The following is a 13,580-nucleotide window of genomic DNA, read 5'->3' on the forward strand; positions in this document are numbered from 1 at the left end:
CCCTGATCAGCCATCAAAAAAATAAAAAACCTCGTTGCGCTTGATGGCTCAAGCAGATAGAATGTTTTTGGACAAAAAAACTATCATCAACGAGGTGAAATCAATATGACACAAGGCGTGTTACCATTCAAGTACGAAGAAGAAAAAAGTAAGAGCGGGATGACAGCGCTGGCCGGGTTGCCGATATACCTTGATCTTGCCAGGGTGCTCGGGCTTTCTGCATCAATTCAAAAGCATGTGAAGATACGAGAGAACAGTCAGGGCTGGACAGACTCACAGGCTTTAACATCATTGATTCTGTTGAATCTGGCGGGCGGAACCGGCGTTGATGATTTAAAGATACTGAATGCTGATCCGGGGTTCTGTGAGGTATTGCGCAAAACAGAATTATATGGCTTTAAGCGCAAAGAGCGCCGGGAACTGGAGAGAAGATGGCGCAAAGAAAAGAAGCGTTTTGTTCCCTCACCTTCAGCAATGTTCAGATACCTGTCAAAATTTCATGATGCCGATCAGGAAAAAGAGAGAGAAGCATGTGTAACAAAGGCATTCATACCGACACCAAACAACTATCTGGAAGGACTGGTAAAGGTTAATACGGATTTATGCGATGCATTAAACTCAGTCCAACCTCATAAAACAGCCACCCTGGATATGGATGCAACCCTTGTGGAGACAGCCAAGAAGGATGCTCTATACTGTTACAAGGGATTTAAATCCTATCAGCCTTTAAATACGTGGTGGGCGGAACAGGGGATTATCCTGCATACTGAATTTCGAGATGGCAATGTTCCTGCTGGATATGAACAGTTGAGGGTATTTAAAGAAGCTCTGGCATGCCTTCCAAAAAACGTTGAAACGGTAAGGTTAAGGTCTGATACTGCAGGATATCAGCATGAGCTTTTAAAATACTGTGAAATGGGTAGCAACAAGCGTTTTGGAAGAATCGAGTTTGCCATCGGATGCTATGTTGGAAAAAGTTTTAAAGAAGCCGCCGCACAAGTATCAGAAACAGACTGGCATCCGATGTACAAGACAGTGGGCACAAAACAAATAGAAACAGGAACTCAGTGGGCCGAAATCTGCTTTGTTCCCAATAAAATCGGTCATAGTAAAAATGGGCCTGAGTATCGATATTTGGCCAAAAGACAGCTATTGACCGAGCAACTGATCTTACCAGGCATGGAAGATCCTCAATTGTCTCTGCCATTTCCTACCATGGAAATGAACAGCAGCCGGTATAAGGTTTTTGGAGTTGTGACCAACATATCAGAGGCAAAAATGAACGGAGAGGAACTTATTCACTGGCTTCATGCACGCTGCGGAAAAAGCGAAGAAGTTCATTCCGTCATGAAAGCGGATCTTGCCGGGGGAACGTTGCCTTCGGCAGATTTTGGAAAAAATGCAGCCTGGTGGTGGATTATGATACTCTCGTTAAACTTGAATCTAATGATGAAAAAGCTGGCATTGGAACCTTCAATGGCAAATAAAAGGATGAAGGCGATCCGATTTTCAATCATCAATCTGCCTGGCCGGGTCATCAAAAGATCCCGCGAGCTTTTGTTAAGAATATCCCAGGGGCACCCATCCTTTAAACTATTGATAGATGCCCGCAAACGAATTGCTATGTTGCAGCCGGTGCCATCAGGATAATTATGAGATTTTTTTTCAATAACCCGTGCAGGAAAATGAATATCAATAGGATAGGTATGCCCAAAATTAGTCAAGAAAACGAATTAAACGCTCCAAAACCGGTAACCCGGCACAAAATCCACCCCACCCCCTGAAAAAAACTCCCAAAATGAACCTTGGTGGGGAATAAATAAATTAGGCGGTGGATTTTGGTAACCGGACACCATTGAAAAAAACTAGAAATAGGGGTATGATAGTTATGACCATCTTTTCATTTTTGCAAGTGTTTCATGTTTCGTCTTACCAGGCAGGGATGGGGGTTGGTATGTTTAAATATAGGAGGTGATAAATGTCTATGATACAAAATAACATCCATCAAAACAGGTTCTCAATTCAGACGTTATGCAATATTCTAAAACCCGTTCTTGGTATCGAATTGATGGTTATTGATCAATCATTGATTGCAATAGCCGGTACTGGACCTTATGAAAAGAATGTAGGGTCAAAGCGACCGCGAGAATCTTATGTGGATATCTCGTTGAAGTCTGGAGAAACTTTCCATATCAATACGCCCAGAGAAACAGAACAATGCTTAAGATGCGAATTAAGATCTCATTGCGTTTATACATCCGTTATCTCCTGTCCTCTATTATATAGTGATCAAACAGTCGGACTTTTTGGATTTTTAGGGTATGACGGAGCCCAACGAAAAACGATGGAAGACAAGAATTTGTTTTTAGCCAGCCTTACAAAAGATGTGGGCAAATACATAGTAAACAGCTTTTGGGGCCATGAATTATCTTATTCCGATTTTATATCTTCAAGTGGAATGAATAATATCATCAATTCCATTGAAGAGGGAATCATCATAACGGATAGCAAGGATAATATCATCAACGTTAACCAGTTTGCTGAAAAAACGCTTAATTTCAACCATAAGGAGTGTTTAGGTAGGGGAATCAATATTTTTGGCAGTGACTTGGAGATTGATGGCGCTTACCCAGCACTCAACCGAGAAAGGAACATCCACCAATCCAAATATGTCGCCAAGGCAAGTTTGATTCTTTACAAGGATCAACCAGTAGGCCAGGTTCTTCGATTACAAAAGGATGAGAAGAGAAAGACATCTTCGAAGGTATACAGTTTTAACAGAATAGCAATTAACTCCAGAATTATTGGGATATCTGAACCCATTCTTAAATTAAAGAAGGTCATTACTAAAGTCGCTGTAAATAATTCAAAAATCCTCATTACCGGAGAGACAGGCACTGGAAAAGAACTCATTGCACGCCTCATACACTACAAAAGCCCAAGGTATCTCGGTCCTTTTATTACCCTGAACTGCGGTGCACTTCCAGAAACGCTTATTGAAAGTGAACTATTTGGATATGAAAAGGGAGCCTTCACCGGTTCACACAAAGCTGGAAAGGTTGGGAAGTTTGAATTGGCAGATAAGGGAACCATCTTTTTGGACGAAATCGGTAATTTATCGCTGACGGGTCAGGCTAAAATCCTTCGAATCCTGGATAACAATATCCTGGAGAAAATAGGTAGTGTAACTCCAATTGAGGTAGATATAAGACTCATCAGCGCCACCAATAAAGATTTGCCCCAAATGGTGAAAAAAGGGATCTTTCTGGAAGATCTTTATTATCGTTTAAATGTTGTGCAACTTGTGGCACCTCCATTGAGAGAAAGAAAAACGGATATCCCTTTGTTGTTAGACTTTTTCATTAAAGAGAACAATCTGAGATTTAACGGAAATTTGCAGGGCTTTACTAGTGAAGCCATGATCTATCTTATCCATTTACAATGGCATGGAAATGTGCGGGAGCTAAAAAATGTAATAGAATACGCATGTAATGTTAAAAATAGTGGATTTGCCGGCCTTGATGATTTGCCCCCATATATGTTTCAGTTTAGGAATGGCCTTGAAAAAAAAGTGCAGGGAATTATTAATACGGAAAAACTCATGGTTGAAGAAGCTATCCGAATATTCGGGAATTCAACCACGGGGAAACAGAAAGCAGCCAAGTACCTGGGGATTAGTGTTTCCACTTTATATCGGCGTCTAACCGTACAATCTCCGAAAGAAAAAAGTAGCAGAGATAGTGTCTGAATGAAAATTTTAAAAGCCACTTCCTCCTATATTGGGTTCAGGACATATTATTATCTTATTTTTTTTGAGGAATCCCTTTATCATCCCATCCCCTGACCCTGTAATAATCTTTTACCATGGTGTTTAAATCGTCTCTGGTAATGCCTTTGCCTTGTTCAAGGTTCTGATCAAACAGCCTTGGTGGAAGGGTATCATCGTTAAATGTCAGGCCTTCCTGAATATTAAAACGTCGGGTATTATCAGTGATTAAAGCGGCTATTTTTTCAAGTTCTTCTTTATTCATATCTATTCCGGTTGTCAGTGATACGATTTTTGACAATTCATCCCATGTATAAAAATCTCTGTAAAACCTGCATATGATCAATGAATCAAATAAAGTACATCTATCCTCAAAATCCTTGAAAAGTTCTGCCTTCCCTTCGATTTTCTCAGGGGCGATCATGCCGGATATTTCAGCTTTATAAAAGGTGGATCTGAGATGGCATGCACCCCGGTCGCTTACGGCATAGGCCAGCCCCATGCCCTTGAGAATCCTTGGATCATACCCCGCAGGTTCCATGCCTTTGACATGGATGGTAAAATCCTCCATGCCAAGTTTTTCACCTGCGGATTTAATTCCATCGGCAAGGAGTTCTCCAATTCCCTCACGGCGGACAATTTTATGAAGGATATCAGCCACACTATCAGCAGAACCATAATCCAGGCTGTCAGAAATTTTTTTCTGTTTTGAGGCCTCAATGGCAAAGGCAGCAAGATTTCCTGAAGAAATTGTATCAATACCAAGCCTGTCGCATATGCTATTCAGAAAGGCAATTTCCCGGATGTCACTTATCATGCAAAGCCCGCCAAAGGCATATATGGTTTCATATTCAGGGCCTTCAAGGGCAAGCCCCTTATGCCGCCCATCCTGAACCCTGGTTAATTTCCCGCATCCCATGAAACAATTCTTGCAGGCATGGGGGACGGGATTGAGCTTTTCTGCCATGGCCTTAGCATTTATATCATCTATTCTGTCAAATTTTCCTTTTTGCCAGTACTTTGTGGGAAATGCCCCGGCATTGTTCATAACGTCCACCATCATGGGCGTACCTAAATTCCTGTAAGCATGGGTTGCCTTATTGTCTTTCAATAATTTCAGCTTATTGCGATTATAGATTTTAATTCCTTCATGATCGGCAAGGGGGCGTTTTTTTTCACCAAAAAAAGAAATACCTTTTATTTTTTTTGATCCCATGACAGCACCCATTCCTGTTCTGCCTGCCACTCTCCATTTGTCGTTTTTTATAACGGCAAATCTGACAAGATTTTCTCCGGCAGGTCCTATGACCATTACACCGCAGTTTGAAGCACTGGATTTTTTTTTAATATATTCTTCCGTTTCAAAGGTGTCCTTCCCCCATATTTCCCCGGCGCTGTGGAAAAAAACATTTTTTTCGATAATTTCAAGCCATACCGGTTCAGGGGAGGCACCTTTTATTATAATGGCATCAAATCCGGTTCGACTCAGGGGAAGCGCCAGACTTCCTCCAGAGTAGGATTCACCATAAAAAGAAGTTAAAGGAGATTTGCAGAAAATTCCATGGCGGCAGGACCCATATATGGAGCTGTCCGTGGCAGGGCCTACAGCGATAATAATATGATTATCAGGCCCTAATGGATCAACTCCGGGGGGATTATATTTTAGCAGTAGAGCTGTCGCAAGCCCCTTGCCCCCAAGCGTGGATTTTATTATATCCCTGTCAATTTCTTTGACAGAGAATGTTTTTTCTGTCAGATCTGCAATAAGCAGTTTATGGAAAAATCCTTTCATGACGTTACCCTTTTTTATTGTTATATAAGAAAATTTATGTCCATTTCTCGAATAGTCTTGGCATTCTTGCACCAGGCCCAATCCTTTATTCACAACTCATGATCCCGGCTATACAATTGACGACAAAATATCAGTGCCGTCTATAGCTAATCCAGCCCCAAAAGCCGTGCAGGATTCTTGGAGGCAACTTTTCTCAGATCCTTTTCGCTAACACCCACTGCCAGCAAATTGGCAATAAACATTGCATACCCCTCCACGGGGGAAGGATTGACGATTTGACCAAAATCAGAAAATATTAGGCATCGGTCAAATCCAACCGCCCCCATCATCTTTGCAATTTCTTTTGGGTGTTGTCGGTCAAACAATGGCATGCAAGGAAGGAAGGCGTAACTGGTATATATATTATCATTTTTTGCAACTAACTCTTTTTGTTCAGCGATAGTCATTCGGTTTACGCTACAATTAGGATGCGTGACAATTATTTTTTTTACGCCAATACTCAAGGCTTCGTCAATGAGCATCGCGCATTCATAGGCTGAAAGATGAGATGTGTCCAGTACTGCATCGTTTTCCGCTATCAATTTCAGGATTTGCTTAACCTCCGGTTTAATATTGCTTCCGCATGGCCACTCGTTAAGCACTGTAAGCCCTTTTTGTGGCTCGTGTAGTTTAACAAATGGCAAGAGCCAAGGTGTTTCTCGAGTTACATGAACTTTTTCTATGGTCAAGGATGAATCCATACTTGGCATCCATACTATTTTTGCACCCAGTAACAGAGCTTTCTCAACAGCCTCTGGATTAAAACCACCAACGGCATAATTGAGTACAATCCCGCCAATGAGTATCAGGTCATCTCTAACAAACTTTCCAACTAACTTCACCCGGTCAGCAGTAGTGGTGTTATGGTCTTTGAATGCAAGAGCCTTCATCCCTGCCGCGCTTGCCTCTTCTGCTACCTCAATCAAGTCATGTTGACGCCGCACTACATCTGGTCCCGCATGAACATGGAGATCACATGCCCCTAACATAAGGTCTTTCGCCTGATTCCACATTATTTCCTCCCATGAAAAAGCACAGGTCAGTAGTTAAATTGACCTTTTTGGCATTATTCTTTTATGTCTATCAAAAGAGACGGATCCTTTCATCTCTTTTCAAATCCTGCCCCGGTGCAATTGGGTTTGTCAAGGGCTCAACAGGTGTTCATATTGACCCTTGATAAACCCAATTGCGGAGGCTGTAACGATGGATATTACAATGATGATTTCGCTATACTGAACAATTAGAACCGTCTGGCATTCTTTTGGAATCTGACAGCACAAACCATCCAAAATCAATTTGCTTATTATCTCATCCTATCTTTTATTCCTCTTATTTATTGATTTTTATAATCAATCAGCCATGAACCTTGCCAGCGTATTGCGCGAAGACCTCTGGATCATGACCGAAGATGACCTTTGCATTTTCCCTATCGGCAATATTTTTAAGTTTAGCCAAACTTCTAAACCACCCTGGCATGTCGCGTATCAACCATCCCGGAGCCCTCTGATCAACCCAGTTTTCCTTGAAAAATATAGTATCCGAAGTAAATAAAAAGGTTTCCAAGTCGTTGAGCTTCGCTTTCATCGCCAACAAACCGGGTGTATGCCCTGGTGTCTTGTATAATGTGATACCCTCAAACAATTCGAATTCATCTCCATGTACAGCCTGCCAGTTGAAAGCCGAATCGATGTAATGGGGAATATAAGCGCCGAAATCTTGTTTTGTTGCAATTGCATAAAAGGCATATTTGAGTTCGTCTTCATGTACATAAACAGGAACGTCCAGTCCTCTGAACAGCTCAAGTCCTCCAGCATGGTCCAGATGCATATGGCCAATGATTATTGCAGACACATCATTTACACTGTAACCGGCCTTTTTCAACTGGGTGTCCAGCCGGTTTTCCTCTTCGTACCTGGTAATATCAAAAACTTCTTTAACCGGGTCAGGCCAAAGTTCACTGTGATTCGAAGCCGGGCCAGCCTCATATAAAATCAGGCCTTTCTTGGGATGTTCGATTAACGCACCAATCATCTGATAGGCGCGTCGTTTCGATTTTGGCTCGGGGTTGCTTTTTGTTGCCACACCGGCAGCTTCAATTACCCAGCCTTCATCTGCAGTTAACGTACCGTAATCCAATAATCTCAGTTTCATAATGATGTCTCCTTTAAAGTTGTAGTTTCATCCAAATAGGCAACAGAGTCATGAAAAATTCACCAAATGCAATTAGTACTTGAGGCTACCGAACCCTTCTGTCACCATCCCACCATCGTCAATCCACTGTTGCATCCCACCCCACTTAAATGGTCCGAAAAGACCCTGGGCGACATCAAGACGATCGCGTTGAGCGCCGCCAAGCCACATCTGAACAATTTTATAATCCCGCATGTATTTTTCAACATGACCTTCATACACGTATCCGTACGAGCCCATCAACTCCATTGCACGATGGGTGCAGAAACCCGCTGTATCTCCGGCAAAAGACCTTGCTATGGAGCATTTGGCAACCATCTCTCGTGTCCATGGCGCGCCGTATGTGTCAGGGTGGCTTAGCTGCCAGGTGACAGAAAGAATATAATTCCTGGCAAGTTCAACCTTTCTCATCATTTCTGCCAGGATAGATGCAAAATATGAACGTTCTCTGACAGGAACACCGGCAATTTCCCTACCGCCGGTCCAATCTAAAGCGATTTCAAGGACAGCTTCGGAAACACCCACCAACCTTGCCGCACCGGCAAGTCTGCCAAGGCCGACAACGTACCCTTCAACTATTTTTCCACCCAGGTTTGGTTGATCCAAGTCCAAGACATACCGTTTGGGAAGTCTGACGTTATCGTAGACCAACTCACCATTTTCATCGGAATATGTCAGTCCCATCTTTTCAAAAGGCATAGTACAACTGAAGCCCTTTGCGTCCGGCGGGACGAATACGATTCCAACTCCTTCTGCCCCCATTTGGGGATCACGTTGTACGACAGTCCAGTAGCCGATATGGCCTTTCAGGTAATCACTCTGGAATCGATCAATGGGTCCCGCAGGCCCGGGCCATAGCTTGCGCCCGTTAATGACGACTTCGTCTCCCTGAATCTCCATTCGTGTGCGAATCGTTCGAAAATCAAATGCAGGATCTTCTATGCTGGCGCCACCCGATGGCTCGCTGATCGCGGTGCATGCAGTCCAGGCGTCTTCACCGGTTATCTGGGGTGCAAACTCCTCAAGCAAATCGTCTCGTTGTGCGGCTACCATGAAGGAGACAACCCAATGTATTTTTCCTACCATTGTCGCTAGACCTATTTCGGCTCTAGAAAGCTCAATATTGATCATTTGCCGCACGACCGGCGATAATCCCAATCCACCGAATTTCTCCGGAAGATTCGAAGCTGTTAACCCCAGCTTCACACACTCTTTATAGTACTTATGCAGTGTTTCTATGCCAAGTTTCTCGTCTTTGTGCCATCCGCCCTCGAAATCATGACGGACAGGCATCAATGCCTTGTTGGTAAATTCCCTGATCGCTACTGCCATCGTTATATCTTCGTCCGTGCAGTAACATTTCGAATATTTGTACTTTGGATCAAGCATCTTGTAATAACCCTGTCCTACTTTTTTACCCATCCTCCTCCTCCTTGCATTAAAGTTTAACTTATAGTAATTTTTTTAGGAAGATTATTTGTAAACTTTTAAAAACCCTCTTCCCTACGAGTGTTTCAATCAAAATAATCACTATTTTTCACCACAGCTATAGACAAAAGCAATATGCATGCCAAGTTAACCTGGGATAGGTTTAAAGGAAATGATAAATTTTAATTGCCTGTCATTATTAAATTTGATGGAACAACCAAATTCTAAATGAGGTTCATTTATCAGAATCGAGGCTGTCAATAATTGTCGTAATGAGAAAAATATGAAGTCTGCGCTGTGGTAATTCTTAAAATTGATAAAACTGCATCAAGAATTACAGCCATGATTTTGGATAAAGGTGATTTAGAGTAAGCGTCCTTCGCATTAATTGTATTCATAGGGCTCAGTCCAAATAAAAATTTTTTAATACTACATATGGTACTTAAAACATGCATGATAACCACATAATTTTTCGCACAACCTACTGTTATTATGGTATAATGCCTTTAATTTTAATTGATGGAGACTTCACCATAATGATGCGAAAATTTCATACAGAATTTACTGCAAAAAACCTCACCGGCAATGCCGGGCTCCTCCTGCTTGGAAAATTTGCCGAAAAACTCAGGCTTCAGAAAATGTTAGGCAACCAGATAAGCATCAAAAGGGCGGCGCAAGCCACGTATAATGTCCAGGATGCTATAATGATGTTGATGTTTGGGGCTTTGGTTGGTGCCAAACACATAAGTCATATGGCCATGCTCCGATACGATGAAGCCCTCCGTTCCCTCTTCTGTTGGGACAAATTTCCTGACGATACAACCTTTGGACGCATTTTTAAATTGTTCTCTCAAAAAAATTGTTGTGAACTTTCCGAAGTAGAATCTCATGCTCGAACCAAAATATGGTCAAAAAAATGGTTCGGCAAAATCACACTGGATATGGATTCAACAGTTCGAGGCGTTTATGGAGGCCAAGAAGGAGCAGCCAAGGGATACAACTCTAAAAAGAAAGGACAAAAAAGCTACCACCCCCTGCTCTGCTTTATTGCTGAAAATCGTGAATGCTTTCATAGTTGGTTTCGCTCGGGGAATGCCTATTCTGCGAACGGTTCTGTAGATTTCATGAAAGAATGTTTTGCAAAACTCCCCAAACGGGTATGGAAAGTTTTTGTCCGGGCAGACAGTGCGTTTTTCAACGGTGATCTGTTCGATATACTGGAGGGCAAGGGCTGCCAATACCTGATAAAAGTTAGAATGAAGGGTTTGGTCATTCTTTTGGAAACTCAATCCTGGCGGCAGATAAAGAACAGACCGGGATATGAGAGCTGCCAATTCGATTACAAATGCTCAGGCTGGAAAAGGACAAGAACCTTTGTTGCTATCCGGAAGGTGGTTGAGATAGCCGAGGAAGACGACCTGTTTGGTATTACTGGTGTTCGGTATGAATATTTTTGTTACGCCTCAAATCTGAAACTAAGCCCTTGGGCAACCCATAAAAGATATGGACAACGTTCAACCAGTGAAAATTGGATAGAATGGTGCAAAAATCAAATGGCGTCGGGAAGTATGCTGACCCAGAGCTTCTGGGCGAACTCCGCCATGTTTCAAACTTGCATACTGGGTTACAATCTTATGGTTTGGATGATGTGGCTCAATAATGAAGAGGGGTTCAATGAAGAACCCAATACCGTTCGGATGATATTGATAAATGTGCCAGCTCGGATGACCTACAGGGGGAGGCAATGGACGCTCCGTTTACCATGGAATTACCCTTACCGGGAACGGTGGGAAAAACTGGAGGCATCCATCTACCAATTCAGCTTCGCCTAATAAAGAACAACTCAAATCGGCAATATAAAAATATTGGGGGGACAGTTATGTTTAAAGGGTGAATGACTTGGGCAAGATTTCAATTTTATCCATAAAAAATGACCTTGCCTGTGTGATTCGTGGCATATTTGGGACAAATTTGACTTTTTTGAGGCTGATGGCTACCGTACCCACATGATTTTTTGTTCTCTAAAGAAGTTCGAAAAATTACCTGAGATCCCGCCCAAAATCCCAAATTTTCTTACCTAAGTGAAAAAAGCCAGGCATCAGAAATTTAGAAAATATAGGTTTGTTAGCCTGAGACAGCAGGAACCGCTTCATGCCTTTTATCCTCCTCCCCCCTTTTGGGGGGGATAAGAGGGGGGGACATGTGTTATACCCTCATTGCCAAATTATTTAATAAAGGAGAAATAACACATGCCCCGATCATGGAAATCATTGATATCTGTTTTGTCAGAAATTACAAGAGAAAATTTAGATTCACTTGTTTGCTGTTCTCACTGTGGCAACTGCCATACTTATATAAAATGGGGGTTTTACAGCCGATATTTATTTAATGATAAACTAATAAATATCCAACGCTATCGCTGTGATAATGATCTATGCCCGTGCATGACCTTTTCAAACCTGCCACATGCAATTTTGCCCATAGTCAGAACTTCTTTGTGTATGTTGAAGCATGTCTTAAAAATGTATGAACAAGGAAAGAAGATTGCCGACATTGCCCGGCACACCAGCAGCAACTGGCCTCGAATGCAACGATGGATAGCTAAAGCATTGTCAATCCGGGAGTGGCTCAAACAAGAGTATGGCAATGGTTCACCTTGCCTGTCGCAATATAGGCAATGGACGTCATTTACCAGGGATTTTTCCTGGGCTTTTTACCCTGACAGGATGAGGTGAAAGTCCACCAACACAAAACGTATATTTAATAAAATCAGTCAGTTTGTTAACCCAACCTTCATTGTGTTTAATTTTTAATCATGGAGGTTTGAATGAACGAACAAAATGACAAAAATTTAGAGCTTGCCTTATGGCGCTATGGGATTATCAGCCCTCTTTTACATCGGGATGCCAATAATCTTCCTGCTGGAGAGTTGCTTGACCAGGCATCCTGGAACCGCTATGTGCACCCGAATGGGTTACATGTTACCCTGAGTGCTGAAACTCTCAGGAAATGGCTGTACCGGTATCTTCATTGGGGTCTGCCGGGCCTGATGGGCAAAACAAGATCTGATAAAGGTAACCATAAGATACCGGATGATATCACCTCAGCAATGGTTGCCATGCGGATGGAGTATCCGAGATGGACCATTGCAAGGATGATAAAACAACTTGCCCAAACCGGAAAATGGAACGGAAGAAAACCCAGTCGGTCTGCAATTTACAGGTATGCTAAGACTCATAACCTGCAAAGAGATCCCCATATAAATCCGGAACAGACAAGGCCATTCGCATTTGATCATTTTGGACAATTATGGCTGGCCGACTATCTCCACGGTCCTAAATTGTTCAATGGTAAGAAAAAACAAAAGACATATCTGCATGTCATCCTGGATGACTGCACCCGCTTTATCGTTCATGGTGGATTTTACCTGACCGAATCTGTTGAACCTTTAATTTATGATCTCATGGGGGCGGTCAGACGGTTTGGGATACCCCAACGTTTTTATACCGACAATGGAGCTGCGTATACCAGTCGGCACTTAAAAATATTATGCGCCAGAAGTGCAATCGACCTGGTTCATACCCCGCCATACAAGCCCCAGGGCCGGGGGAAAGTGGAACGGATCTTCAGGACCGTCAGAGATCAGTTCCTTTGTGATAAATTTAAATCGCTAAAACAGATCAATGATGCCTTTAAAATATGAATAAGCCAATATCATGAAACCCTTCACTCTTCTTTAAAATGTTCACCATTGCAAAAGAGGCTGCAGGTTAAAAATGTCTGCCGGATTTTACCGCCTTCAACCGACATTGATGCCTTGTTCAAGATGGAGCGCAGATGCAGGGTCTACAACGACTCGACCATCAGGTTCAAGAAAATAAAATATGAAGTTCCTGACTGCCTGCCGGGTTCACGGGTAACAATATATTATATGCCCTGGGACAAGACCTGTATCTACTATGGAAATGAAATGAGAAAAGCGCGTATTCTTGATCTTAGCGCAAATGCAAGGCGATTTGAACATCCAAACCAATAAAGGAAAATATAATGATAAACAATGGAGAATCTCCCGCAGAATTTTTTGATTACAAATATCATCCGTTTGCAGATACTTACCGGTTAAAGACCCCTTATCTGGGAGAACAGGATAACCGGTTTTTTAAAACAGCCCAATCTTTAATCTCTACAGGTAAAAGTTTTGCCCTGTCCGGGCCGTCCGGTGCAGGAAAGTCAACACTGGTCCACTATGTCTTATCGAGGCTTGATGCCAATTGCTACAGACCGGCTCTGGTCCATTATGGTGGCTTGCAGCGCAACGGTATGCTCAAGGCGATTGCCGATGTGCTCGGTGTGGTGACCAGTGGC

10 protein-coding genes and 1 pseudogene are annotated in these 13,580 nt (G+C 42.5%); 7 read left to right on the forward strand and 4 right to left on the reverse strand.

All coding sequences use genetic code 11. The annotated features are described in order from the left end of the window. Positions 1–105: 105 nt before the first annotated feature. On the forward strand, positions 106–1,650 hold the full coding sequence (locus QAI40_RS14300; protein WP_304511710.1) for an IS1380 family transposase: 1,545 nt from the start codon (positions 106–108) through the stop codon (positions 1,648–1,650). 328 nt (positions 1,651–1,978) lie between these two features. Beyond that, entirely contained in the window at positions 1,979–3,748 is a 1,770-nt protein-coding gene (locus tag QAI40_RS14305; protein WP_299979797.1) for a sigma-54 interaction domain-containing protein, read from the forward strand. 55 nt (positions 3,749–3,803) lie between these two features. Here the strand turns inward: QAI40_RS14305 and QAI40_RS14310 are convergent, their stop codons facing one another. From QAI40_RS14310 to QAI40_RS14325, 4 genes are all read right to left on the reverse strand, one after another. Next, positions 3,804–5,558 (reverse strand): aldehyde ferredoxin oxidoreductase family protein, encoded by a 1,755-nt coding sequence (locus QAI40_RS14310; protein ID WP_299979800.1) that lies wholly within the window; start codon positions 5,556–5,558, stop codon positions 3,804–3,806. A gap of 146 nt (positions 5,559–5,704) precedes the next feature. Then, positions 5,705–6,610 (reverse strand): DUF6282 family protein, encoded by a 906-nt coding sequence (locus tag QAI40_RS14315; RefSeq protein WP_304511711.1) that lies wholly within the window; start codon positions 6,608–6,610, stop codon positions 5,705–5,707. Positions 6,611–6,950: 340 nt separating this feature from the next. After that, entirely contained in the window at positions 6,951–7,748 is a 798-nt protein-coding gene (locus tag QAI40_RS14320; RefSeq protein ID WP_299979803.1) for an N-acyl homoserine lactonase family protein, read from the reverse strand. Between the two features lie 72 nt (positions 7,749–7,820). After that, a complete protein-coding gene (locus QAI40_RS14325) occupies positions 7,821–9,209 on the reverse strand; it encodes an acyl-CoA dehydrogenase family protein (RefSeq protein ID WP_331520954.1) in 1,389 nt (462 codons plus the stop codon). 542 nt (positions 9,210–9,751) lie between these two features. Between QAI40_RS14325 and QAI40_RS14330 the strand changes: the two genes are divergently transcribed. The 5 genes and pseudogenes from QAI40_RS14330 to QAI40_RS14350 form a co-directional block, all read left to right on the forward strand. After that, the gene (locus QAI40_RS14330; RefSeq protein WP_299979805.1) at positions 9,752–11,047 is read left to right on the forward strand and encodes an IS1380 family transposase; all 1,296 of its coding nucleotides are present in this window, start codon (positions 9,752–9,754) and stop codon (positions 11,045–11,047) included. A gap of 417 nt (positions 11,048–11,464) precedes the next feature. Next, positions 11,465–11,950, forward strand: coding sequence for a hypothetical protein (locus tag QAI40_RS14335; protein ID WP_304511712.1), 486 nt, complete (start codon positions 11,465–11,467; stop codon positions 11,948–11,950). Between the two features lie 92 nt (positions 11,951–12,042). Beyond that, positions 12,043–12,918 (forward strand): DDE-type integrase/transposase/recombinase, encoded by an 876-nt coding sequence (locus tag QAI40_RS14340; RefSeq protein WP_299979811.1) that lies wholly within the window; start codon positions 12,043–12,045, stop codon positions 12,916–12,918. A 48-nt stretch (positions 12,919–12,966) separates the two neighbouring features. Continuing rightward, positions 12,967–13,251 (forward strand): hypothetical protein, encoded by a 285-nt coding sequence (locus tag QAI40_RS14345; RefSeq protein ID WP_299979814.1) that lies wholly within the window; start codon positions 12,967–12,969, stop codon positions 13,249–13,251. Positions 13,252–13,262: 11 nt separating this feature from the next. Further along, positions 13,263–13,580 (forward strand): annotated as a pseudogene (locus QAI40_RS14350) (ExeA family protein); the annotation flags it as partial.

Origin of the sequence: Desulfobacula sp., from assembly GCF_030611305.1 — a bacterium.
GTDB lineage: Bacteria > Desulfobacterota > Desulfobacteria > Desulfobacterales > Desulfobacteraceae > Desulfobacula.